We start from the raw sequence: 25,089 nt of genomic DNA, 5'->3' as shown, positions 1-25,089 counted from the left end.
GCCTATGAAAGCAGTAGTGGATATTGTGATTATCGGCGCTGGTATGGCGGGTTTATGCGCATCAGTGGAAGCTGCTGCTGCAGGGGCAAATGTGATAGTTTTAGAAAAACAACCTCATATTGGAGGAAGCTCATTATTAAGCGGTTGTTTTATGGCATTTGCAGGAACAGAATTTCAGAAAAAACTAGGAATTACTGATTCAGCGGAAAGTTTAGTACAGGATATGCTACATGTTGGGCAGTACAAAAATGATCGAACCCTCATTGAAACATATGGACACCATCAGTTAGACACGTACAATTGGCTCGTCGAAAAAGGAGTGCAATTTAAAGATTGCCAGGCGGTGAGTGGTCATACAAATCCACGTGGTCATACGATTGTACCTGATCAAGCAATTAATACATTAAAAGATCGAGCAATTGAGCATGGCGCAAAAATATATACTGATGCTCTAGTTACTCGTCTTGAAAAAGTAAACGATCGTGTTGCGCGAGTACATGTAACATATGGGGACCATTCTTATGTTGTGGAAGCACGTAAAGGCATCATTATCACATCAGGTGGTTTTTCCCGTAGTGAAGACTTACTGGAACAATTCGCTCCCGGACTAACGAATACAATCCGTTTAGGTGGAGCGGGTAATACAGGAGACGGCATCAGGTTGGCATGCGACCAAGGTGCATGGTTACGCGATACTCCATATTTAAAAGGGACATATGGATTCCACCAGAGCTCTACAAATGATAATAAACGCCAAGCCCATACGTTTTATAAGGGAGGCATTATCGTTAACGAGCAAGGGGAGCGTTTTGTAAATGAATCGATGTCCTATAAATTACTAGGAGACGCTGCATTACAGCAATCGAATCAATGTACTTTCCAGCTTTGGGATCAAACAATAATGGATAAAGGTGTAAAAGGGGATGCTCTATATGATTTTGCATCACTTTATGAATTAGGCTTAATGGAACAAGCAGAATCTATCGAAGCATTAGCGAAGATAGTTGGCGTTCCACCCTCATCACTACAACAAACAGTATGGAGTTATAATGAAGCGGTGGATACAGAAAATGACGTGTTAGGAAGAACAACACTTACGCACACATTTGGCAAGCCAACAAAAATTGCAACAGCTCCTTTTTATGCTATGAGAACCTCAACTGCTATGCTCGCTACATATGCGGGTATATCAGTGAATGAAAAAGCAGAAGTACTAAATCCCTTTAGTGAAAGTATTCCGGGTCTGTTTGCTGCAGGTGAAGTTGTAGGTGGCTTCCACGGTGCAGGATATATGACGGGTAGTTCACTCGGCAAAGCTGCAATATTTGGTCGCATTGCTGCTAAGCAAGCAATCCAACAATCATATATAGAGGAGGCGTTGGTTTGAAGATTTGGCATCAAAGTTTAACATCCATTGAAGACATTCCAGCTTATCGAGATGCTGTTGTAAACCATTTATCTAAAATCACTCGTCCAGATGTAGACGTTGTGTTACATGGTATGTCGAAGGAAACTTATCCTCAACAATATCCAGGGCATTTTATCACGTACAATTATTTGCAAAGCTTGCATAAGGAACAATTCATTAGAAATGCGATGATTGCTGAAAAAGCCGGGTATGATGCTGTTTTTATTGGTACGATTCCAGATGTTGGATTATTGGAAGCCCGATCAATTGTTGATATTCCTGTGATAGGTTATGGGCAAGCATCTATGCATATTGCATCGATGCTAGGAACAAAGATTGGTATTGTGAATTTTTTAGCTCCACTTGTTGACCAGTTGCGTTTCAACGCACAACAATACGGCTTGGCGCAAAAGGTAGGTCCAATCATCCAAGCGGATATAGGCTTCTACGATATTTTAGAAGGCTTTAACAATCCAAAACCGATTATCGATAAATTTACAATAGCGGCTCAACAAGCAATAGCGGAAGGAGCGGATGTAATTATTCCTGGTGAAGGGCCAATGAATATTTTCTTAGCGAACTTTGGTATTCATCATGTGGATAATGTACCGATTATAGATTCCTTTGGCGCAGGTATTAAAATGTGTGAAACTATGGTAGATCTATATAAAGTGAGTGGCATGTCTATTGCACGCACCGGCTTTTTCAACGAAAAACCACCAGCTGAAGTTCTAGAAAAGCTACGCGGTTATTATAACCTGCCAGCTGTATCAGCTGATATGGACTTTGGCTTATCCATTCGTTCAGTAGCCAATCCAATATAAAAACAAGGCATCTCCCTACACATTTATGTGTAGGGAGATACTTTTGATAATGATTAAGAAACTATATAAAAAAGTGTCGTGAACACTGGATTCAAGGAACTTTAAAGAACGAATAACCCTACTGATTTCTCATCTGTCTCCCTCCTCCCGCCGGAATCACCACCTTGCATTACAATCAACATAGTGAGTAGTACTTCATTAAGTAATTTGGCAAAGCATATCGCTTAGATTATAAAGCTAGCCAAATTTTAATTAGGAATAAAGCTACTTATAATAGTGGTTGAATGAAAAATGCTATTATTTCATGATGGATGAAGGTACTAGGCTTTCTTGCTAATGGGAAATAAAGAGAAATAGTAAGTGTTTGCCACATAAAGAAGCGAAAAAGCGAACGAAATTGCATCTTCGTGAGCTTGTTCTATCAATTAGAAATTATCTTTTCTCTAGTTATCCAAAACCACACTAACCTGTTTTTAAGAGTTGTAGGAGGGGGACGGACAGACAAATGCCATATAAAATTACCGAAGAAGGAGAGGCTGGTTGTGACGTCAGTCACAACCAGCCTCTTTAAAAAATACTCGGTAATAAAATAGCAAAGCGTCTGCCAAAAGCCCTTCGAAAACGATAGAAACAGGTTTTGAACTTAAAGGACTGGGCATTCTTCTTGCCCGGTTTTTCTTAAAGATTAAGAAAGTTTATAAAAATATCCCATGAACACTGGATTTTCGGCGTTTTTAATCATGAATAATACTATGATTTCCGTTTCAGGTGGACGCTTTCCGCGGGGTGAGCGATGAGCTATCACCGTCGCTAACGCGTCGATGTGATATCTCATCTGTCTCACTCATCCCGCCGGAGTCGCCACCTTTCACTTCAATCAATTAGTGTGTAGTACCCGATTATGAGATTTAGTATAGCTTATCGCTTAGCTGATAAGATTGGTCAAATTATTTGTAATGGATTTTGAATTAGAAATGCAATCATCCAATGATAGAGGAAGAAAGCGGATTTCTTTTGTACTAGTGGAAGTATAGAGAAATAGTAAGTGTTTGCCAAATAAAGAAGCGAAATAGCGAACGAAATTGCATCTTCGAGAGCTTGCTCTATGAATTAGAAAGTATCTTTTCTCTAGTTAAGCAAAAACTCACTAACCTGTTTCTAATAGTTGTAGAAGGTTGACGGACAGGCAACCGCCATAAGATTTCCGAAAAAAGTGAGTATTGGTTGTGACAATCGTCACAACCAATACTCACTAAAAGTTCACTCGGTAATCCTATAGCAAAACGTCTGTCCAAAGCCCTTCGAAAACGATAGAAACAGGTTTTGATCTTAGAGGACTGGACCTTTTTTTCCCTTTTTTCTTATAATGGAACGCGAATTGAAGGACGGTCTTCTTTTCTATTTTCTACAGTAGGTAAAATATCGCTAAATTGTGTTTCCCAATATTCGAAGGAAGTCCATTTTTTAGGTCGTTGTGGTGTGTCTTTATGCCATGGGCGAGGTTCCATTATATTAAGTTCTGGAATGTATTTATCCATATCCGTATAAAGCTCGATGACATGTTCATCTGGGTCAAAATGATACGATGCAATATTATGCCCAGCTGTATGACGACTTGGTCCCCATATAGTTGGAATATGGTGGCGAGCTAAAATATCCGAGCTATCATATTGATGGGCAGGATTCCTAAGTTGGAAAGCAATATGATGCATAAATGATTTCTCCGCCTGGATAATATTTAATGTATGATGCTCATCATTACATGTTAAAAAATTTGCTAAATCAAAAGCTTTGTCTGTTTTATAAAAACCTAATATGCGATGATAAAAATCTACATTTTTTGCTACGTCTTTTACAGCTAGCGCAATATGCCCGAGTTTATTAGGTATAATCCCAATGTTCGAATAACCAGGTGATGTAAAGGCCATGTGATGGTATAAGTAAATACTATTGCCATCAGGGTCTTTTAGCGTAAGTTGTTCAGAAATACCAGGTTGTACATCATGTTCCAAGCTACTCGCAATGCCTTCATTTTTTAATATTTGTTGTACGTCTTGTAAAGACATCGTCTGATTGACTTGCCAACCGATACCCTTTAAGTAGCTATGTTGATCAGGGCGAATCACAATATGATGATGCTCAAAACCATTGCTTAAATAAGCTGTGCCATCTACATCTCGTTCCACTAAAACGCAGCCCAATACATTTGTGTAATAATCGACCATTTTTTCTATTTCTTTTGAAAGAAAAACGGCATAGCCTAAACGAAAAATCGGTATCATCGAAATGCCCCCTTTTACGAGTTTACAGTTATATTTTGGACAACGGTTGACCTTTGTTTACCGAGATCAATATATTGATCGCGACTTTTAATTTCAAGTTCGATAATATCCCCTGGTTGTAAGTAACCATTTTCTTTTTGTGTGTCTACGAAATAACTGATTTTTTCTTCGTACGTAGCATTTGTATCAATCATTTTTTCAAGAATATCTTTATTTAGTCGTAAACAGACTCCACCAGGTGTCCCGGTTAATATTAAATCACCAATACGTAAATCAAAAATAGTAGACATTTCAGTTAATGTTTCAGCTGGTTTAAATAATAAATGGTCACTAAAGGAATGTTGGCGAACTTCATCATTTACTCTTAATATCAGCTCTAAATCATTAAGATAATGAATTTCATCTCGTTCTAATAAGTAAAGATAAGGTCCTGTTGGACAAAATGTACGGTAACTTTTTCCCTTAAACCATTGTTGTTCTACAATTTGTATGTCGCGTGCAGAGACGTCATTAGCAATAATTAATCCACCGATATAATCAACTATATTTTGTTCGTTAATGATGGTTTCTTCTGTAATATCTTGCTTTAGCACAAGTCCTAATTCAATCTCATAATCAAGCAATTGGACATCTTGCGGACAAATTATATTGGTATTAGCAGCACTTAATGTACTTGGGGACTTCATAAATAGTAAATTATAGGCTGGCTTTTGTTGCGTGAAACCGGCTTCTTCACGGTGTTCGGCGTAGTTGGTACCTTGACAATATATATTCCCGTCGTGTGTAATAGGTGATAAAAGAGTAATATCTTCGAATGAGATAATGGCACCTGCTGTTTTAGCTTCTGTAATTTGTGAGTGGCCGTCTGTTAAAATGTTCCGTAAAGTTGGAAACGTCCCCTCTACAAGGCGTAAAGCTTCTTCGTAAACTCCCCAACGAACTTGTCCATCATATTCAAAACGTAATAAACGTGTGCCCATATTGAATCCTCCTTTAGTTATTATGTTTCATTATAGGAAGAAAGCGGTCTCTAAAAATACAATAAAAGCATTCTGAATTTTAGAAGGAAAACCGCTAAAAGTCACTGAAATGTAAAAAGGATATCCTCATAATTGAGAATGTATTAAAAAACTAGGAGACATAAGTCTCCTAGTTTTTTGTGTATATAACAATCGCATCTCGTAAAAATTCAGTTGCACCTAATTGTACTTTATCGTAATAAGCAGTAAAGCGTTCGTCAGCCACGTACATTTCTGCAAGACCAGCATGCGCCTCTTTGGAGTATTGATCCCAGTAAAAGCAAAGCCATTGTTTATGCAAATCTGCTGCTTTTTGAGCCAATTCTCCGGCAGGATCTCCAGTATCCATAGCAGTTTTTAAATTAATAAATAGTTGCTCTTCTAATTTTTGTATTTCCTCATATTGCTCATTTGTCATACCCTTTACTTTTGCATTGGAGTTATTTACAGCATCATCACCATATTTTTCTCGAATTTCTTTTCCGTATTTCTTCTCATTGTCATCCACAAGCTTTTGTTTAAAACCTTCAAATTTTTCTTTGTCTGTCATGCTAATCTTCCTTTCTGTTTGCTTAATTGATTTATCCACATTGTTGATAAGTGCATCTAGTTGCGCTCGTTTCTCAAGTAATTTTTCACGATGATCTCGAAGAGCCTGGCTTCCATCGAATGTTGGGGAAGTCATGATTTCTTTTATGCTGTCTAAGTTCACCCCAAGTTCGCGGTAAAATAGTATTTGCTGAAGTTGATCTACTTCAGTAGAACCGTATATACGATACCCAGATGAATTGGTACGTGCAGGTTTTAATAGTCCGATCTCATCGTAATACCGTAATGTCCTTGTACTGATGCCAGCAAGCTGCGCAAGCTTTTGTACCGTGTATTCCACTTTCTCGCCTCCTCTTATATTCAGCTTAAACCTTTACGTAGCGTGAAGGTCAAGGGATTATTGTTCAATTATTTTACTTTGATTATAATGAAAGAATAAGTAAGGGGGAAATTACATGACAACGATAGGATTTGTAAGACATGGTGTCACAGCGTGGAACAAAGAAGGGAGAGCACAGGGAAACACTGATGTACCTTTAGATGAAGAAGGAATTCAAATGGCGGAGCGTGCAGCCGACAGAATACAAGGTGAGGAATGGGATCTCATCTATACAAGTCCTCTAATTCGTGCGAAGAAAACAGCTGAGATTATAGCAGCAAAGCTTCCAGGAGTAGACCTTTTCCTAGACAAGCGTCTAGGTGAAATTGGTGGGGGTATAATAGAAGGAACGACAGAAGATGAACGGGTTGCTAAGTGGGGGCCTGATTGGAGAAATCAGGATATTGGCTTTGAGCCGGAAGATGTTATTATTTCGCGTGGGATGTCCTTTATAGAAGAAATAAAACAAAAATACCCGGGCAAACGAGTACTCGTAGTGAGTCATGGCGGCTTCATCAGTAGATTATTATATGCACTTGTTCCAGAAGGAGAATTTTCTCGCGATATCGGCAACACTTCCGTGACGATTGTGGAACTTAAGGATCATGAAAATATTTGTCATTTATTTAACTGTATGAAGCACTTAGAAGTGAAGGAGGTAAAATGATGAGGGATGCTACTTACTATATAAAGCATTTAGGGTTAGAGTCTCATCCAGAAGGTGGGTATTTTCAAAATAGTTATTCTTCCCAGAACCACGACGGTAATCGTAAATTGTACACGAGTATCTATTTTCTATTAGGTGCTGGGGATGTATCTCATTTTCATCGTTTGAAATCGGATGAGCTATGGTATTTTCATGACGGTAGCCCACTTTTAATACACGTAATTGATGAAGAAGGAAACTATATTGAACATAAGCTTGGATTAGATTTAGAAAACGGAGAAGTTCCTCAAGTACTGGTACCCAAAAATACTATTTTTGGATCATCCGTTATAGACAATAGAGCATTTTCACTCGTCGGATGTATGGTAGCACCAGGATTTGAATACGAGGATTTTGAACTTTTTACGCAAAATGAACTGTTACATAAGTATCCTTCGCATAAAGAAATTATTTATAAAATGGCTTATGAAACATTGCCAGAGCTTGAATAATGTAGGAAACGCCCTTCAGTATTTATTACCGAAGGGCGTGTTAACTAATTTATTTATTTGTTTCTGCTTGCTCATCTGTTGAATCGGAAACCTTTTTTGGAGATAGGCTAGTTAGGTCAATTAGCTCTATAACAGAATTACCTTCTCCTGCTGGTCCGCAAATTCCAGTTTCTATATCGCATATCAAAGCGTCTTTGTTAGACATAACTTTTCCTCTTTTCATTCGTTTTTATAATATCAAAGTTCACCTAGTACTATATTTGAGAAGTAAAAATATATCAAATATAACGTTTTATATTTTAGTTAAATTAATGGGATATTGGTTAGTCTTATGGAAGTAGTTGAAGCTCATCATTATTTGTTTGGAGGTTTTATGATGACGAAGAAAGTAGTAATACTTCTTCTATTATTTTTAGTAATTGCCATAATTGTAATGCTCAAAGAACCTAAGGAAGATGGATATGTACAGGACGGAGTGCCAATAGAAGTGTCTTCAGATACGGAGTCCTTTGTATCCCTCTTGTTTGAACTATCGGAACAAGGACAAACGATTAACTCGCCTTTTATCGTAGGAGAAACCACCATTCAAAAAGTACATGAACTATGGGGATCTCCAGAGCAAAAAAGTGAGAATGCTAGTGCCATTTATGAAGAATTTCCATCAAACGATGCTACAGTCGGTCATCGAGCTGAAGTTGTTTTTGATATACGCTCCAGCTCACCTGAAATTCAACAAATCCATCTCGAGGATATCAAATCCATCAAAGGAGAACCAGATGAGATTAGAAGCTATGAGGATGATCAAGTAAATCAAACGATACTTATTTATGACGTCACAAAGGATATTCAATTGAAATGGATAATGCCTAAACCAACGGAAGAGGAGCCAAATCCAACAGTTCATCACATTTCCGTCTTCACGGAATTTGAAGAAGCAGTCTCTTTATCCGATTTAAGCCTAGAAGAAAAAGTCGGGCAAATGATATTTGCGGGGATAAAAGGAAAGGTCATGACAAATGAAACAAAGAAAATTATTTCAACTGATCAAGTCGGCGGTATTATTTTATTCAAGGACAATTTAAAGAATGCCAAACAATCTGTTACCTTATTAAATTCGATAAGAGAAGAAAATAGTAAGAATAAAGTCCCGCTATTTTTAGGGGTCGATGAAGAAGGTGGGAGGATTTCAAGGCTTCCAGAGTTAACAAAGCTACCGACAAACGAAGAACTAGGGAAGCGAAATGACGCATCGCTTTCTTATAATATCGGAAAACTATTAGGAAAAGAATTAAGTGCATTTGGCTTTAACTTAGATTTTGCTCCAGTTCTTGATATAAATAGCAATCCGGACAACCCGATTATTGGAGACCGAGCCTTTGGAACTGATGCGCAAATAGTAAGTGAGTTAGGTTTACAAACAATGGATGGTATTCAAAGTGAACAGGTCATCTCAGTTGTAAAGCATTTCCCGGGACATGGCGATACTGCTGTGGATTCACATAAAGAGCTTCCAATAATTCAAAAGAGCTTAAAGGACTTGCAAACACTCGAGCTAATACCTTTTACACGAGCGATAGAGCATGGTGCAGAGGTAGTTATGATAGGTCATATTTTGCTACCGAAAATAGATTCTATATATCCGGCTTCCATATCCGAGAAAATTATTACCGATGTATTGAGGGAACAACTTGATTATGAAGGCATTATCATAACAGATGACATGACGATGAAAGCAATCTTAAATACATTTGAAATTAGTGAAGCAGCGGTATCTGCAGTAAAAGCAGGGAATGACATTGTGTTAGTAGCACATGACTACGCCAATATAAAAAAGACGAAAGAGGCAATACTCCATGCGATAGAAACTGGAGAAATTACGGAACAAAGAATCGATGAAAGCGTAAAACGAATTCTCGCTATTAAAAAGAAATATAATCTGAGTAATAAACAACTAGATGGGGTAAACATACAAGAGTTGAACCGATCAATTAATGAAACTTTAGGGAGATGACTTAATGAAAACTACTAATTCTAATATTGTTTATAAAGAGGAAGGTCAAGGAGAAACACTTATACTTATTCACGGATTTTGTGGAAGCTCCGACTATTGGAATAATATAATACCTAAGCTTTCTGAAAGCTATAGAGTAATTGCGATTGATCTCCCTGGACATGGAGAATCTAAAGGACACGATAGCGTGCAGGAAATAGATCAATACGCATTAGATATAAAGGACTTCTTAGAGGAATTAAAAATAGAGAAGTTAACGATGTTCGGTCATTCATTAGGAGGATATATTACACTGGCCTTCGCAGAAAGTTATAGTCAATATTTAAATGGCTTCTCGTTAATTCATTCCACAGGATTTTCTGATTCAGAAGAAGCGAAGGAAGGAAGAATTGCTTCTGCGGATAAAATAGATAAAGATGGAATCGATTCTTTCATTGACGGCCTTGTTCCGAAGCTATTTGCTCCAGGCAATGTAGAAAGCCTTAAACAGTCTCTTAAGGATGTAAAAAATATCGGCTACGGAACTCCCGCGGGGGGAGCAAAAAATGCACTTAATGCGATGAGAGAAAGAAAGGATCGTACTGAAGTTTTAGCAAATACTAAGCTACCTGTACTATTAATAGCTGGCGAAAGTGACCAACTTATTCCACCTGACAAGACTTTTACAGCAAGTGGAGAAAACATCACACAAGTCGTCATAAAGGATGCAGGTCATATGAGTATGTATGAGGCACCAGAAGAACTGGGTAATGCCATGCTAACTTATTTAAAACAAGTATAAATAGAAGGAGTGACAACAAATGATTATGTCACCTGTTGTCACTCCTTTAGTTTACAGTGCTTACTTCTTAAATCCCGTTTTTTCTTAAGCTAATATGCAACGAGCCGTTTGTTTGTAATTGTGCATAAAACACATCACTAACTGAATCTACTCCATGTTTTCTCAGTTTCTTCATGACCCAGTCTTCGGTTAAATCTAATTCATCTAGATTTTTTTTGACTATTTTACCGTCTGAAATTATTTCAGAGGGCATAAATAACGGGAGGGTTAGAGGAACCTTTACATCCTGTTTAGTGGCTTCCTGCATCCCAACCTTTTTCATAACGCTTAGTTCCCCATTTGTTTCCAAAACAGCATAATGTACATCCTGGATGGAAAAAATAGATTGCTCTCTTAGCATCATTAATAAATCGTCCATATGTAAACGTGATGATTTTAAAGACTTCGTACTTATTTCACCATCTTTAATGATAATGGTAGGTTCGTCATCAATCCACGTTCGGATTTTAGGGGATTTTAATGATAAATAACTCATTAATAAAGTGAGGACTGTCCACCAAATAAGTGCAACCAACCCATCCATAAAAGGTGTTTCCTTTTGAGAGGCAATTTCTGCTGAAATAGACCCGATCGATATGCCGGTTATGTAGTGGAAAAAAGTGAGTTGACTTAGTTGTTTCTTCCCTAATAACCTTGCTAAAATAAGTAACACTAAAAAGGATATAGTAGTCCTCAACATCATTTCCCAAAAGTTCAGTTCGAAAAAGTTATCCATATGTCTCTTATAGCCTCACTTCATTGTCGACGTAATGATTAATGTTCCCAAGAATTTTGCAGTTATTCTACTGTTTCTTAAATAATTTATCAAAACTACGCTATAATATCTTTAATCGTGTACAAAATAGAAAGAATGTGAATATATGTCCAAATTGAATTCCAGTCACAAGATGGGTAATCCTGTATATCCGATCATGTTTGCAATAGGGGTTTGTCATCTATTTAATGATACATTGCAAGCGGTAATTCCTGCGATGTTTCCTGTACTAGAGTCGGAATTAGGTCTTACATTTACCCAGTTAGGACTAATCTCATTTGCATTAAATATTGTTGCATCAGTTCTACAGCCGATTGTAGGATTTATAAGTGATAAAAAACCTATGCCTTATGCTTTACCGCTTGGAATGTTGAGTTCCTTCGTTGGGATGGCGGGATTAGCCCTTGCGCCAGAGTATTGGATGATCCTCGTATCAGTGATATTTTTAGGAGTGGGTTCTGCTGTATTTCACCCAGAAGGCTCGCGGGTGTCCTTTATGGCAGCGGGTTCTAAACGAGGTCTGTCACAATCTATTTATCAAGTGGGAGGAAATTCTGGACAAGCCCTTGCGCCGCTTATAAGTGCATTTATATTAGTACCTTTGGGTCAAAGAGGAGCAGCCCTTTTTTTAGTTGTTGCTGCAGTGGGAATATTCCTATTATCGAAGATTTCTGCATGGTATAAAAAACAGTTGGAAGCGGAGAAGCTTTCCAAAAGAAAGAGAACGCTTCTTTCTTCACTCCCAGCTCTAACTAAAAAACAAGTCGGTGTAGCTTTAACTCTTTTGATGGTGTTAATTTTCGCTCGCTCATTTTATGTTACCAATATGACTAATTTTTATATTTTTCATTTGATGGAGAACTATGGTCTGACTATTAAAGAAGGGCAGTTAATTATTTTTATCTTCTTGGCACTCGGAGCAGTAGGAACATTTTTTGGTGGGCCTATGGCGGACCGAATGGGAAGAAGGAATGTCATTGTATTGTCGATGGCAGTTCCAATCCCATTAAGTCTCGTACTTCCATACGTACCCGTTTGGGCTATTATATTGTTGCTAATTGCGATAGGTTTTTTCATCATGCTAAGCTTCTCAGTAACTGTTGTATACGCGCAAGAGCTTGTACCAAGTAAAATAGGTACGATGGCTGGGTTAACTGTCGGTCTAGCATTTGGAATGGGAGCAATAGGAGCAGTGGTGATCGGAATATTAATGGATTTTGTAGGTGTTTATACAACCATGATTGTCGTTTCGACGTTACCAATAATAGGATTAGTCGCTTTGGCACTACCCAAGGATCGAAAAATAACCATGTCAAACTAATGAAAAGCGAGTGGTCATTGTATTACTGCTATTTACATAGTTATGGTGTAGGTTGTATAAATGATTTAATAAGTAACAATAAAAAAGGAAACTCTAAGAGTCTCCTTTTTTCTATCTTATGCTTTTTAAACTACAACCATCGGGAACCTGAGTTGGATCAGTAACAAGATTTTCTTGTATATGAACCTGATGCATTTTATTGTTATGCATAAATTTGAAAATGCCATTATCAAAGTCTGTACCAATTTCTTTAAAGAAAATACCTTCTTGGCACATATTCCTCGCACAAGTGAAGGAAACTTTATAAGAATCACCGTCTGCCACCAAATAAGCACGGACTCCTTTTTCGAAAATGCCATCTTCCTCATCTTTAATGTAACGAGCAACCGAAACAACATGGAAGTCCACGAAAGGAATTTCTTTTAATAAGACATTCATGAAGGACCCCTTTGTTATTTCTTCCCATCTGCTTTGTGCAGTTTGTCCTATAATAATTTGAGTTATATTTAAACCATGGGCCACTTCTTTAATCACCTTTGGAGAAGGACGTTTTTCATTATCACGAATGATAAACTCTTCAACATCCAACTCTTCCGCTAAATCCTTCCACTGTTCAATATAACCAGATTTCTCAGCATCGAATGCATCATATGGTAGTGGATCAACTGTCAGTATATATAGTGGACAATCTAGCATGCTTGCCATTTTATGTCCTCTTCTAATAAGTCGCTCTCCATTTGGTCCGTAGTATACGCAGACAAGTATACTCTCATCCATTCGACCTTTTACGCGTTTCACGGTAATACACACCTCTTTTTTGTTTTCCTCTATCTATTTTCCGTGTAATTTTTAAGTTGAATAATTATATACTTCAAAACACCAAAAGTGCGTTGTTCCTTACATTCATGTATAATTATTAAATGCATGTAGTGTAGTATAACTACTTCCATATCATACATAATATGCACTTGGTGATAACACAAGCAAGTTATATATCCTAAAATCTAATGTATTTTGAAGGGTCTCATATGGAATCCTATTATGCTACTAGTTGCTAGGTTAGTCAAGTCTATACTTAAAAATATATTTCTACCTTATGATCGCCATTTCTCATTCTTACTTAACCAATAGGAGGTTAAAATTTGTTTTCCATAAATTTAGTTATATTAATCCCGTTTATAGTTGCTGCACTCCTGCCATTTTCATACAGGCGATTTAAGAAGACTCACCTCGGTTGGTTTGTATTGATTGTACCTTTTGTTTTGTTTGTCATACTTGCTAGGCTAATTCCCTCGGTAGCAGGTGGTAAAACTTATGTCCATACATATGAATGGATTCCCACATTAGATTTTAACTTCACGACATATTTAGATGGTCTAAGTATGATCTTTGCTCTATTAATCACAGGCGTTGGAGCATTAGTTATTTTATATTCCATATTTTATCTTTCATCTAAAGAATCCTTACAGCATTTTTATTGTTATTTATTATTATTTATGGGTGCCATGCTTGGAGTTGTTTTTTCTGATAACTTAATGGTGTTATATGTTTTTTGGGAATTAACGAGTGTTTCTTCATTCCTGTTAATCGCCTTTTGGAATCATCGACAAGCCTCTAGACAGGGTGCACAAAAAGCGATGCTCATAACTGTAAGTGGCGGAATTGCTATGTTAGTTGGCTTTATCATGTTGCATACGATGACTGGTTCTTTTAGTATTCGAGAAATAATTACTAGTGTGACTGAGTTTAGCGACCACGCTTTGTTCATACCTGCGATGATTTTAATATTGCTAGGAGCATTTACGAAGTCAGCACAATTTCCTTTCCATATTTGGCTTCCGGATGCTATGGAGGCTCCAACCCCTGTAAGTGCTTATTTACATTCGGCAACGATGGTGAAGGCCGGTATATATTTGGTGGCGCGGTTCACGCCAGTTTTTGGTGCTGATGAAGTATGGTTTTGGGTAGTAAGTATAGTCGGAATGATTACACTATTTTGGGGTTCCTTTAATGCTGTCAAGCAAACAGATCTAAAAGCATTGCTGGCTTTTTCAACTATTAGTCAGCTAGGGCTTATCATGAGCTTGCTTGGTTTAGGATCGATAGCATTGCAGTTTGGCTATTCAGCTGACTCAGTTATTTATACACAAGCAACATTTGCCGCTTTATTTCACTTGATTAATCATTCAACCTTTAAAGGTGCATTGTTTATGGTCGTTGGAATTCTCGATCATGAGTTAGGAACAAGGGATGTTCGAAGACTGGGTGGATTAATGACACTCATGCCATTTACATTTACGGTTGCTGTAATAGGAAGTTTATCGATGGCTGGGTTACCACCGTTCAATGGATTTCTAAGTAAGGAAATGTTCTTTGCAGCGACTGTACATATTATGGAAGTAGATATTTTTTCTTTACCGTCGTTCGGGATTATCTTTCCAATTGTAGCTTGGATCGCTAGTGTCTTTACATTTATTTACTGTATGATTATCGTTTTTAAAGCATTTCTTGGTAAGCCTCAGCCAGAGAAATTGGATAAACCTATTCATGAAGCCCCAATTGGAATGTTAATATCTCCAATGATTCTTGCAGCTTTAGTTGTAGGCATATTCTTCTTTCCAAATCTATTAGGTCAATATATATTGCAACCAGCAATGAGTAGTATTTATCCAACTTTTGGAGATGCTACGGAATTAGCGCCAAAAATCTCAGCTTGGCATGGAATAAATTCAGAATTACTCATGACTATAGGGGTTATTTTAATAGGTGCTATTCTATTTAGGCTTCTTAAATTATGGAAACCGATTTATGGATTATTTTCTCCTCGATTCACGTTTAATGGACTCTATAACAATTTATTAGCGTCCTCAGTTAGTAAATCCAATATAGTAACTAATCGCTATATGAATGGACTTTTACGACATTATTTAATATATATTTTTGTGTTCTTTGTATTGGTCGTAGGTGGGTATTTGTTCTATTCAAGAGCGTTTTCGTTTGATATTTCAACAAATGCATTTGTCAGAGTTTACGAAGTGTGTTTAGTTGCCATTATGGCGGTTGCAGCATTGTCGATGATATTTGCGAAATCTCGTATGACGGCGACATTGTTGAATGGGGTATTAGGATATTCGATTGCCATCTTTTTTGTCATTTTCCGGGCTCCGGATTTAGCTTTAACCCAGTTAGTCGTAGAATCTGTAACCACCGCATTATTCCTGTTAGCTTTTTCTCATTTACCGGATTGGAAGAAGGAGAAGCTTCCATCACGAACAAAAATAGTTAATGGAATAGTATCGATAGCAGTCGGATTGGTAGTTGTTTTAGTTGGATTATCAGTAGTAGATTTCAATCAATTTGATACTATTTCTAGCTACTTTGAAGATGCCTATGAACTAGCTGGAGGAGCAAATATTGTAAATGCTATATTGGGTGATTTCCGTGGTTTTGATACGATGCTTGAAGTGGTCGTGCTATTTATAGCAGGTTTAGGTGTGTATTCAATGATTAAGCTAAGACCAAAAAAGGAGGATGAAAACATTGAAGATCAATGATGTCATACTCCGTACAATTAGTAGGATTGTTGTATTTATCATTTTGACATTTGGTGTGTACTTATTCCTTTCAGGTCATAATACACCAGGTGGTGGATTTATCGGTGGACTAGTTCTAGCATCCGCAATTGTATTGCTATATTTGTCTACGGACATCGAAACGGTCAAAAAGAGTCTACCGTTAGACTTTAAATATGTTGCAGCGTTTGGCGTATTATTAGCTACATCCACAGGATTTGGGTCCATATTGTTTGGAGTTCCATTCATGTCTCAAACCTTTGCCTATTTTGATTTGCCTATTTTTGGGGAAACGGAACTGACGACGGTGACTATATTTGAAGCCGGTGTAGCTTTAACGGTTGTCGGTGTATTAGTAACGATTATTTTAAGCATAAGTGAGGATGGTGGATAACTAATGGAAACATTGATCATTATGTTAATAGGGATTTTAGTTGCTGTTGCCACGTATCTAATCCTCTCTAGAAATATAATTCGAATAATTTTGGGAACCGCTGTATTTTCACATGCAGTCCATTTACTCATATTAACAATGGGGAACTTAAAGCAAGGCAATGTTCCCTTATTAAAGGAAGCAGATGCGCCTTATACAGATGCTTTACCGCAAGCACTAATATTAACTGCTATCGTGATTAGCTTCGCAGTAACAGCCTTCATACTTGTACTAGCCTACCGTACTTATCAGGATGTTGGTACGGATGATCTCGATGAATTGAGAGGGGCAAAAGATGAGTAATTTAATTGTACTACCGTTAATTATTCCTATTATGGTTGGGATTGTATTGGTGTTTTTACGACCATATGTGAAATTACAGCGTGTCATTAGTTTAATAACAATGATTGGCATAGCCGCCATCAGTATATTTATTTTAAATAAAGTTCAGACCGATGGAATTATACGATTAGATTTTGGTGGATGGGAGCCTCCATTTGGGATTCTGTTTGTAGCAGATTCCTTTGCGATGTTACTCGTGCTTACGGCCAGTATAGTTACTGCTATCTGTCTAATCCATGCGTTTTCATCCATTGGAGAAAGACATGAAAAAATGTACTTCTATCCTTTTGTATTATTTTTAGTTGCAGGAGTGAATGGATCGTTTTTAACGGGAGATCTATTTAACCTATTTGTCTGTTTTGAAGTAATGTTATTAGCTTCATATGTATTAGTTACATTGGGAGGGACCAAGCGACAGCTGAGAGAATCGATAAAGTATGTAGTGATTAATATTCTTGCTTCATGGTTCTTCTTAGTAGCGCTTGCCTATTTATATGGTACTGTAGGTACTTTAAATATGGCGCATATATCAGAAAGAGTATCGGAGGCAGGACAAGGTCCTTTACTTACTACAATAAGCATTTTGTTTTTAATAGTATTTAGTTTAAAAGCCGGATTGTTGCTATTCTTTTGGCTTCCAGGAACCTATTCTGTGCCACCTACTGCGATTGCAGCGTTGTTTGGAGCATTACTTACAAAGGTAGGGATATACGCACTTTTCCGTACATTTACACTCATATTCTACCACGAGCCATTAATATCCCACACATTGATCGGAATAATGGCGGGAATCACATTAATTGTTGGATGTATAGGGGCCATTGCTTTTAAGGATGTTCGGTTAATCGTTTCGTATAATGTGGTAATAGCTGTTGGGTTTATATTGATCGGTCTTGCTGTAGGAACTGAAACTTCTATTGCAGGATCTATATACTATGTAATTCATGACATGATTGCAAAAGCCATGTTATTTTTACTAGCAGGTACGATGATTTACTTAACTGGCAAATCAAAAATTGATGAAATGAGTGGACTAATCCGAAATTATCCTCTATTTGGATGGATGTTCTTCCTAGTTACCTGTTCATTGGCGGGTATCCCGCCGTTGAGTGGATTTGTAGGGAAAATACTAGTTGGACAAGGTGCTATTGAATCGGGTTCTTACATATTACTAGCATTGGCTTTTATCTCCAGTATTGTTGTGCTGTATTCTCTTCTCCGGGTTTTCTTAAATACTATATTTGGGGAAACTATTATTAGTCTAGAAGAGGAAAAGCCGATGAAAATGGGAATGATTATTCCAATCGTTTTGTTGGGAATAGCAACGATTTCATTAGGACTTGGAGCAGAGTTTATATCCAGCTATGTAACGGACGCAGCTCATACTCTATCTAATCCTTCCATATATATTGATGCAGTAATGGGAGGAAATAAGTGATGGGAGAGGTGAGGAATATGCCTGCACAATTTTTACTAAACCTATTCATCGCATTTTTGTGGACAACATTACAGGATGAAGATGAACTGAAGATGACAACATTTTTTGGTGGTTTCATCGTAGGGATCTTCATAATTTTCTTAATGCATCGATTTTTTGGGACTCAGTTTTATTTGAGAAGATTATTCTCCATTATTAAGCTGATTTTCATATTTATATCAGAATTAGCTCAGTCGAGTCTTTTAATCAGTAAACAAATATTAAATCCACGTTGGGATCTAAAGCCCGGAATTTTCACTTATAAAACAGAGCTTAAAGGAGACTGGGAAATTACCACCCTAGCAATGTTGTTAACGTTGACTCCAGGTTCCGTTGTGATGGAAGTGAACCCAGAAGGGGATATGTTTTATATTCATGCAATGGATATAGAGCAGTCTAAGGCAGATGTATTACGGTCGATTACTAAATTTGAAAAAGCAATTATGGAGGTGACCCGCTAATGATTGAAAAAATACTGTTGGTATCTTTAACATTATTTGCTATATCTATTGCAATTGCTCTTTTTCGTATCATTAAAGGTCCTTCTATGCCGGATAGAGCTGTAGCGTTAGATATGATTGGTGTAAATCTCATATCAATGATTGCTATTATTTCGATTGTCTTAAAAACAAAGGCATTTTTAGAGGCTATTCTTATACTTGGTATCCTTGCTTTTATAAGTACAATTGCCATTTCCAAGTATATTGAAAGGGGGACTATTATTGACTATAAGTCAGATAATTGAGTACGTTGCTGTTATTATCATTTTTATAGGAAGTGTCATGAGCGTGATTAGTGCCTTCGGAATTATTCGTCTTCCAGATGTCTATACACGCTCACATGCAGCTACAAAAAGCTCAACCGTAGCAGTACTGTTGTCTCTATCTGGAGCCTTTATATATTTTTGGGTAAGTGAAAATTTTATAAGTGTGCGTCTCATACTAGGTATATTATTTGTATTTTTGACTGCCCCTGTCGCAGGGCACTTGCTAACGCGAGCAGCGTATCGCTCGAAAGTGGAGCTTACTGAAAATTCCTCAGATGATGCTTTAAAGGAAGTATTATTTCCAGATGATAAATAATAAAAGAAAAGCTATACAATTGGAGAAGCTCTCCGGTTGTATAGCTTTTTTTAAGAAAATATATAAAAATGTCCCGTGAAAATTGGGTTCATGGGACTTGAAAGAATGAATAATACCACTGATTTTCGTTTCAGGTGGACGCTTTTCGCGGGGGGAGCGATCAGCTATCACTGTCGCTAACGCGTCGATGTGACGTCTCATCTGTCTCACTCATCACGCCGAAGTCGCCACCTGAAACGAAAATCAATTATATGAGTAGTACTCCTCTATAAGATTTGGCAAAGCATTTCGCTTAGATTATAAAATTAGCCAAATTTTATTTAAAGATAAAGCCATTTGTAAAAGTAATTGAATGAGAATGCTATTATTTCATGATGAATAAAGGAATTAGACTTTCTTTTACTAGTGGGAATAAAGAGAAATAGTAAGTTTTTACTAAATAAAGAAGTGAAAAAGCGAACGAAATTGTATCTTCGGGAGCTTACTCTATGAATTTGGAAGTATCTTTTCTTTCATTATATAAAAAGGCACTAAACTAGTTCCTAAAGTTGTAGAAGGGAGGCGGACGGACAATCGCCATAAAATTACCGAGAAAAGAGATGTTGGTCATGACGTCAGTCATGACCAACATCTCTCTAAAATAATCGGTAATAATATAGCGGCAAATTTGTCCAAAGCCCTTCGAAAACGTTAGAAACAGGTTTGAACTATAAGGACTGGGCGCCTTTTTGCTCGGTTTTTCTTACTTATTAAGAATTCAATGTATAAGTCCTAGTTGTTGCATTTGTTAATTTTTACATATTCTTATTGAGGAAGGATAGACTTAATAATCAGATGGAATATGAGAAATTCTATACTGTACAAGGGATTTTAAGATCAAAACTATTAGTTGAAAATATGACGATTTAGCAAAATTAACTTTTGTAAATAAAAGAAATGTTCAATTAATTTCGTCTAATATATTGCATTCTACCCATTTTCATAGTATTATCAACTTTGATATATTGCATACTGGCGTGATTAGAAACAATCATTTGTATAGCATTCATAACAAATCATCTAGAAAACACAAGAAATGATTATTTCTTATAACACAGGAGGAACAATAAAATGAAGACAAAACTATCATTTTCTAATCATTTAGTGATTGGAGTTATGCTATTTGCATTATTTTTTGGAGCAGGGAATTTAATCTTTCCGGCTAGTTTAGGACAAAATGCGGGGACACAAGTATGGATAGCAGTCATTGGATTTTTACTTACAGGAATTGGGTTGCCTTTTTTAGGTACCCTAGCGATGGGATTCTCGGGAAGTAAAAACTTACAGGAGCTTTCTAGTAGAGTACATCCTGTCTTTGCGGTAATCTTTACCGCACTACTTTACTTAACAATAGGACCATTTTTTGCTTTGCCGAGAACAGGTGCTGTTTCATTTGAAATTGGAATTCTGCCATTTATGAACCAAGATTATGCACAACTTGGTTTGTTAGTATTTACGATTATTTTCTTCGGACTCACGTTATTGCTATCTTTGAATCCATCTAAAATGGTAGATAATGTCGGGAAGTATCTTTCGCCAGGAATTATTATAGGATTATTCTTTTTATTACTATTCGTAATTATTAAGCCAATGGGTGTTTTTGAAGAACCACAGGGGAACTATGTAACAAATGCCTTTATGACTGGGTTTACGGAGGGTTATAATACGATGGATGCATTGGCTTCCTTAGTATTTGGTATTATCGTAATTCAAGCAATCCGTTCCATGGGTGTAACATCTACTAAGGGAATTTTAGTTGCTACAGCGAAATCAGGCGGGATCGCAATTTTGTTTTTAGGTTTAATTTATGCTGGAATTGCCTACTTAGGGGCTACTAGTGTGAACCTATTTGGATTATTTGACAATGGTGGACCTGTATTAAGCGCTGCATCGGGACATTATTTCGGGTCATTCGGAGCAATACTTTTATCCGTTATCATCTTCTTAGCTTGTCTGACGACAAGTATCGGTTTAACTACTGCATGTGGAGAATACTTCCACACATTAATGCCGAAGATTAGTTATAAAGCATTTGTCATCTTCTTTAGTGTTTTTACTTGTATTATTGCAAACTTTGGATTATCTAATATTATTACGTATTCGATCCCAGTATTAATGTTATTATATCCACTAGCGATTGTATTGATATTCTTAACCTTCTTATCACCATTGTTTAATCATGCAAGAGTTGTATACGTTAGTGTAATGTTCGTGACGTTCCTAATAAGTATTATAGATGGCTTAAAGGCTCTTTGTGATTCATTAGGTATTGAGCATTATAGCTGGCTACAGCCAATCGTAAGTTTTTATGAGAACGTATTACCGTTTTATAGTGTAGGTTTAGGATGGTTAATACCATTTATAATAGTAACGCTTGTAACAGGAATCATTTCGAGATTTGAAAAAACAGAAATAAAATCAGTTTAATGAATAAAGAAGGTGGCTTGGAAGGCTGTGAATAACACAACTCTTTCCTGGCCACCTTTTTGTTTCAAAGACAAAAAAAGTTGCATTTAATCATTTACTTAATCGCTTAATAAGTAAGTCTTTTTGTAAGGTAATACTGTTGGTTATTCTTATTAGGATGATCTTCTATTACACCAACTACGTCATAACCGTACTTTTGATAGAAGTTTGGTGCTTGAAAGCTAAATGTATCCAGTTGAATGAGGTTACAATTATTCTCTCTTGCTAATAGCTCTATATTATCTAATAGCTGTTTGCCATATCCATTGCCTCTTAAAGATTCATCAACCCATAAGAAATCTATATGTAAGTGATACCAAAAAATTGTGCCAGTAATACCACCTAATATTATCTCATCCTCATTTCTAAGTATAAAACTAATATTTTTTACTGGGTGTTTAACATCCTCCAGTAGTTTTGCAAGATTGTATTCAATTACCTTCTTCCGAATAAAATCACTGTCCTCTTGATTCCATTGCTGCGTTATTTTCATACAAATTCTCCTAGCTATTTTATTATTATCTTTGCCCTGTTACTAATAATAGCACCAAAAATAAAGGGAATGGAGAGAGCGACTTGATCACTTCTTTCCATTCCCTCTTAAATTACTATTCTTGTATCTTAAAATTCTTCTATTGTATAGATCCAATTTGCGCGCATTATTTCTGCTAGTTCCTTGATGTTTTTTTCGCGGAATGCACGAATTAGATTGTCGTGTTGCTCAACAGAATATTCTCGTAAGACAATTTTTTCATAATAGAACAATCTACGTACATGTGCTTGAAGCATTTCTACCATGGAATGTATGTATGGATTACTGGCAGTGTCAACAATGAGTTGATGAAACTCTTCATCTACTCTTAGAGCCGTAGTAAATTCTTTTGCTTGTAGAGCTTCGGAAAATTCTCTATTTTTTTCTTCCAATAGACTGAGAGCTTCTTCATCCATATTAGGACAAGCAAGCTCTGCTGCAAGCGCTTGCAATACTGCCAATGGTGGCAAGAGATTATTAATATCCTCTTTTTCTACTGGTGTGACTTGTGTTGCTCTTCCTGGTTGCATCGTTACAAAGCCTTGAGATTCCAAAAGTTGTAAGGATTCTCGAATGGGTGTTCTACTCACCCCTAAAGCTTGTGCAAGTTCGATATCGTTTAGCTTCTCGTCTGGTTGTAAAGTACCATCTATAATCCATTGTTGTAGCTGGTTGAAAGCATGTAGCTTAGCGGTTGTACGAACAGGCTTAGTATGATTAACTGGAATAGGCATGAAACGATTCCCCCCTTCAATTATCTTAATAGTACAACAATATTATACAATATATCGCATAAAATTGGAAAAATTTTATTCTACTAGTAATTGTACGGTAATGGATTTCACATCAATGACAGATTGTTCCTTCATAATTTCTTGCATAATAACCTCTTTAAAATAGTTTATACTAGTTTCTAATGGGATATGAAGAATTTTTCTTAAAGCCGTTTCATACATATTCACAAATTCAATATCCGTATTTCCACGTTGTAATTCAGCAAAAGCTTCATATACTTGATCCAATTTATCAGCTAACTCAAGTAAACGGCCTTCAATAGTATCGTCTTTTCCTTCTTTCATCCGGTCAAAAAATACAGGCTGAAATTCTTTCGGGATCTCATCCATTATGAACTTCTCCATCATTTTTTCTTCTACATGAGTTAGCATTTGTTTAAGCTCAGGTGATGCGTGCTTAACCGGTGTTTTTATGTCGCCGATAAAGATTTCTGCAAAGTCATGATTGATCGTTTTTTCGTAAAGCGATTTCCAATTGATAGTTGCACCATTATTCTCTTCTAGTGTTGCAAAAAACATAGCGTATTGAGAAACTTTCCAAGAATGGGCTGCTACATTATGCTCTTCAAATTTAAAACGTCCAGGACATCGGATAATTCTTTCTAAATCGTTCATGCTCATAAAAAATTTATGAATACCCATTAACAAACACTCCCTTAATATTAATCATACTGGAAAAACAAAAAAATACCATATTAAAACACTCTGAATGGAAGGTGAGATAAAATGATTCGCTCTATGATAAACCAATTAACTTATATCTCAGATACAATAACCCAGTTATTTGATTATATAGACGAAAAGGTACTTTCTAAACATCCTATCGAAAATAAAATGACTGTTTGGGAGGTTTGTGTGCATCTTGCACAAATTCCTCAGGCAGATTTACTTATTTGTAAAGGATATAAAGCAGATCAAATGCAGCTCTACTATGAGAAAAGTAAACCAGTGAATATACAAGCTGCTAAAGAACAACTTTTGGAAGGAATCCAGGAGGTCATAAAGCATATAGAGCAACTTACGGAAGAAACACTCTCTAAGGAATTTACAACCTACTGGGGGAGTGAGTATCGTACAGGAGAGTGGTTTCTTCAGATCATGAATCACTTGGTTCACCATCGTATGCAGTTATATTCGTATTTGCTTGTATTAAAGAGAGATATGCAAGTTGTTTTATTTCGCTGATTTTTGGGTAATCCTTTAAGTAACCCAAGGAGGAATTTAAATGACAAAATACGATAAATTTAAAAATACATTAGAAAAGCGTTTTGCAGAATTAGAACACCAAAAACAAAATGAAGCAGAGTTTGAAACGACTGAGTTATCCAACTATGACAATCATCCTGCAGATAATGCGACTGATTTAACTGATAAGCATACTCGTCTTGCATTAAATAGACATTTTGATGAGGAAATGGAAGATATAGAAAAAGCATTAGCGGCTATCGAAGACGGTACATACGGGAAATGTACGGAATGTGGAAAAGAAATTCCACTTGCTCGTTTAGAAGCTGTTCCTACTGCTTTGACATGTGTAGAACATGCTCATCAAGAGGTCAATGAAGAAATTCGTCCGGTAGAGGAGTCGCTCTTAAATTCTACTACCGATCAGCCGGTGGAGGACGAAGATGATAGACTTCGCGATTATTCCAACAGCTTTGAGATACTAGAAGAGGTTGGTTCTTCTGATACGCCACAAGATAAACAGTGAATAGAGAGGATGTCCGATAAGTTCTTATGGACTTTCGGGCATCCTTTTTTGTTTTAGAGTGAAATATTAAATTCATTCAACTATAAGGTGAAATA

General features: G+C 36.7%; 26 protein-coding genes. 17 read left to right on the top strand and 9 right to left on the bottom strand.

Annotated features, from left to right (window positions below; genetic code table 11):
* Window positions 1-4: 4 nt before the first annotated feature.
* The gene (locus tag ACN6MX_RS18035) at window positions 5-1,387 is read left to right on the top strand and encodes a flavocytochrome c (protein WP_419960187.1); all 1,383 of its coding nucleotides are present in this window, start codon (window positions 5-7) and stop codon (window positions 1,385-1,387) included.
* On the top strand, window positions 1,384-2,232 hold the full coding sequence (locus ACN6MX_RS18030) for an aspartate/glutamate racemase family protein (protein ID WP_419960186.1): 849 nt from the start codon (window positions 1,384-1,386) through the stop codon (window positions 2,230-2,232). The genes ACN6MX_RS18035 and ACN6MX_RS18030 overlap by 4 nt, the downstream gene beginning before the upstream one ends.
* Before the next feature lie 1,361 nt (window positions 2,233-3,593).
* On the opposite strand, the gene ACN6MX_RS18025 is transcribed toward ACN6MX_RS18030, so the two are convergent.
* The 3 genes from ACN6MX_RS18025 to ACN6MX_RS18015 all read right to left on the bottom strand — a co-directional run bounded on the left by ACN6MX_RS18025 (window position 3,594) and on the right by ACN6MX_RS18015 (window position 6,422).
* Complete coding sequence (locus tag ACN6MX_RS18025) at window positions 3,594-4,514, bottom strand: VOC family protein (protein WP_419960185.1); 921 nt, start codon at window positions 4,512-4,514, stop codon at window positions 3,594-3,596.
* A gap of 14 nt (window positions 4,515-4,528) precedes the next feature.
* On the bottom strand, window positions 4,529-5,494 hold the full coding sequence (locus tag ACN6MX_RS18020) for a fumarylacetoacetate hydrolase family protein (RefSeq protein ID WP_419960184.1): 966 nt from the start codon (window positions 5,492-5,494) through the stop codon (window positions 4,529-4,531).
* Between the two features lie 169 nt (window positions 5,495-5,663).
* Window positions 5,664-6,422, bottom strand: a complete 759-nt coding sequence (locus ACN6MX_RS18015; RefSeq protein WP_419960183.1) for a MerR family transcriptional regulator — start codon at window positions 6,420-6,422, stop codon at window positions 5,664-5,666.
* Window positions 6,423-6,537: 115 nt separating this feature from the next.
* Here ACN6MX_RS18015 and ACN6MX_RS18010 point away from each other — a divergent pair, with 115 nt between their 5' ends.
* Both ACN6MX_RS18010 and ACN6MX_RS18005 read left to right on the top strand, forming a co-directional pair.
* Window positions 6,538-7,128 (top strand): histidine phosphatase family protein, encoded by a 591-nt coding sequence (locus tag ACN6MX_RS18010; protein WP_419960182.1) that lies wholly within the window; start codon window positions 6,538-6,540, stop codon window positions 7,126-7,128.
* Window positions 7,125-7,619 carry a cupin domain-containing protein gene (locus ACN6MX_RS18005; RefSeq protein WP_419960181.1) on the top strand — a complete coding sequence of 165 codons (495 nt, stop codon included), beginning with the start codon at window positions 7,125-7,127 and terminating at the stop codon, window positions 7,617-7,619. Before ACN6MX_RS18010 ends, ACN6MX_RS18005 begins: the two co-directional genes overlap by 4 nt.
* Before the next feature lie 49 nt (window positions 7,620-7,668).
* Here ACN6MX_RS18005 and ACN6MX_RS18000 read toward each other — a convergent pair whose 3' ends face one another.
* A complete protein-coding gene (locus tag ACN6MX_RS18000) occupies window positions 7,669-7,824 on the bottom strand; it encodes a hypothetical protein (protein WP_419960180.1) in 156 nt (51 codons plus the stop codon).
* Window positions 7,825-7,950: 126 nt separating this feature from the next.
* Between ACN6MX_RS18000 and nagZ the strand changes: the two genes are divergently transcribed.
* On the top strand, window positions 7,951-9,630 hold the full coding sequence (gene nagZ, locus ACN6MX_RS17995; protein ID WP_419960179.1) for a beta-N-acetylhexosaminidase: 1,680 nt from the start codon (window positions 7,951-7,953) through the stop codon (window positions 9,628-9,630).
* A gap of 4 nt (window positions 9,631-9,634) precedes the next feature.
* Window positions 9,635-10,411 carry an alpha/beta fold hydrolase gene (locus tag ACN6MX_RS17990; RefSeq protein ID WP_419960178.1) on the top strand — a complete coding sequence of 259 codons (777 nt, stop codon included), beginning with the start codon at window positions 9,635-9,637 and terminating at the stop codon, window positions 10,409-10,411.
* 67 nt (window positions 10,412-10,478) lie between these two features.
* Here the strand turns inward: ACN6MX_RS17990 and ACN6MX_RS17985 are convergent, their stop codons facing one another.
* Entirely contained in the window at window positions 10,479-11,186 is a 708-nt protein-coding gene (locus ACN6MX_RS17985) for a YetF domain-containing protein (protein WP_419960177.1), read from the bottom strand.
* 145 nt (window positions 11,187-11,331) lie between these two features.
* On the opposite strand from ACN6MX_RS17985, the gene ACN6MX_RS17980 reads away from it, so the two are divergent.
* On the top strand, window positions 11,332-12,546 hold the full coding sequence (locus ACN6MX_RS17980; protein ID WP_419960176.1) for an MFS transporter: 1,215 nt from the start codon (window positions 11,332-11,334) through the stop codon (window positions 12,544-12,546).
* Between the two features lie 111 nt (window positions 12,547-12,657).
* On the opposite strand, the gene ACN6MX_RS17975 is transcribed toward ACN6MX_RS17980, so the two are convergent.
* Window positions 12,658-13,344, bottom strand: coding sequence for a histidine kinase (locus tag ACN6MX_RS17975; RefSeq protein ID WP_419960175.1), 687 nt, complete (start codon window positions 13,342-13,344; stop codon window positions 12,658-12,660).
* 344 nt (window positions 13,345-13,688) lie between these two features.
* Here ACN6MX_RS17975 and ACN6MX_RS17970 point away from each other — a divergent pair, with 344 nt between their 5' ends.
* From ACN6MX_RS17970 to brnQ, 8 genes are all read left to right on the top strand, one after another.
* The gene (locus ACN6MX_RS17970) at window positions 13,689-16,100 is read left to right on the top strand and encodes a Na+/H+ antiporter subunit A (RefSeq protein WP_419960174.1); all 2,412 of its coding nucleotides are present in this window, start codon (window positions 13,689-13,691) and stop codon (window positions 16,098-16,100) included.
* Window positions 16,087-16,512 (top strand): Na(+)/H(+) antiporter subunit B, encoded by a 426-nt coding sequence (locus ACN6MX_RS17965; protein WP_419960173.1) that lies wholly within the window; start codon window positions 16,087-16,089, stop codon window positions 16,510-16,512. Before ACN6MX_RS17970 ends, ACN6MX_RS17965 begins: the two co-directional genes overlap by 14 nt.
* A gap of 3 nt (window positions 16,513-16,515) precedes the next feature.
* Window positions 16,516-16,854, top strand: coding sequence for a Na(+)/H(+) antiporter subunit C (locus tag ACN6MX_RS17960; RefSeq protein ID WP_211895806.1), 339 nt, complete (start codon window positions 16,516-16,518; stop codon window positions 16,852-16,854).
* The gene (locus ACN6MX_RS17955; protein ID WP_419960172.1) at window positions 16,847-18,331 is read left to right on the top strand and encodes a Na+/H+ antiporter subunit D; all 1,485 of its coding nucleotides are present in this window, start codon (window positions 16,847-16,849) and stop codon (window positions 18,329-18,331) included. Before ACN6MX_RS17960 ends, ACN6MX_RS17955 begins: the two co-directional genes overlap by 8 nt.
* Window positions 18,332-18,348: 17 nt before the next feature.
* Window positions 18,349-18,831: a Na+/H+ antiporter subunit E gene (locus tag ACN6MX_RS17950; protein WP_419962660.1), complete on the top strand. Its 483-nt coding sequence runs from the start codon at window positions 18,349-18,351 to the stop codon at window positions 18,829-18,831.
* Window positions 18,831-19,115, top strand: a complete 285-nt coding sequence (locus ACN6MX_RS17945; protein ID WP_419960171.1) for a Na(+)/H(+) antiporter subunit F1 — start codon at window positions 18,831-18,833, stop codon at window positions 19,113-19,115. Before ACN6MX_RS17950 ends, ACN6MX_RS17945 begins: the two co-directional genes overlap by 1 nt.
* The gene (locus tag ACN6MX_RS17940) at window positions 19,093-19,452 is read left to right on the top strand and encodes a Na+/H+ antiporter subunit G (RefSeq protein WP_419960170.1); all 360 of its coding nucleotides are present in this window, start codon (window positions 19,093-19,095) and stop codon (window positions 19,450-19,452) included. The genes ACN6MX_RS17945 and ACN6MX_RS17940 overlap by 23 nt, the downstream gene beginning before the upstream one ends.
* 1,110 nt (window positions 19,453-20,562) lie before the next feature.
* On the top strand, window positions 20,563-21,918 hold the full coding sequence (brnQ, locus tag ACN6MX_RS17935; protein WP_419960169.1) for a branched-chain amino acid transport system II carrier protein: 1,356 nt from the start codon (window positions 20,563-20,565) through the stop codon (window positions 21,916-21,918).
* A gap of 106 nt (window positions 21,919-22,024) precedes the next feature.
* On the opposite strand, the gene ACN6MX_RS17930 is transcribed toward brnQ, so the two are convergent.
* The 3 genes from ACN6MX_RS17930 to ACN6MX_RS17920 form a co-directional block, all read right to left on the bottom strand.
* Complete coding sequence (locus ACN6MX_RS17930; RefSeq protein WP_419960168.1) at window positions 22,025-22,450, bottom strand: GNAT family N-acetyltransferase; 426 nt, start codon at window positions 22,448-22,450, stop codon at window positions 22,025-22,027.
* Window positions 22,451-22,578: 128 nt separating this feature from the next.
* Window positions 22,579-23,223 (bottom strand): GntR family transcriptional regulator, encoded by a 645-nt coding sequence (locus tag ACN6MX_RS17925; protein ID WP_419960167.1) that lies wholly within the window; start codon window positions 23,221-23,223, stop codon window positions 22,579-22,581.
* A 75-nt stretch (window positions 23,224-23,298) separates the two neighbouring features.
* Window positions 23,299-23,925 (bottom strand): YfbR-like 5'-deoxynucleotidase, encoded by a 627-nt coding sequence (locus ACN6MX_RS17920; RefSeq protein ID WP_419960166.1) that lies wholly within the window; start codon window positions 23,923-23,925, stop codon window positions 23,299-23,301.
* 84 nt (window positions 23,926-24,009) lie between these two features.
* Between ACN6MX_RS17920 and ACN6MX_RS17915 the strand changes: the two genes are divergently transcribed.
* Together ACN6MX_RS17915 and ACN6MX_RS17910 are read left to right on the top strand one after the other, a co-directional pair.
* A complete protein-coding gene (locus ACN6MX_RS17915; RefSeq protein WP_419960165.1) occupies window positions 24,010-24,468 on the top strand; it encodes a DinB family protein in 459 nt (152 codons plus the stop codon).
* 40 nt (window positions 24,469-24,508) lie between these two features.
* Window positions 24,509-24,994 (top strand): TraR/DksA C4-type zinc finger protein, encoded by a 486-nt coding sequence (locus tag ACN6MX_RS17910; RefSeq protein WP_419960164.1) that lies wholly within the window; start codon window positions 24,509-24,511, stop codon window positions 24,992-24,994.
* Window positions 24,995-25,089: the final 95 nt, after the last annotated feature.

The organism is Psychrobacillus sp. BM2, assembly GCF_048572895.1.
In the GTDB taxonomy this organism is placed as follows: domain Bacteria; phylum Bacillota; class Bacilli; order Bacillales_A; family Planococcaceae; genus Psychrobacillus.
Note: the sequence above shows the minus strand (reverse complement) of the source record. Positions and strands in the feature narration are given on the sequence as shown.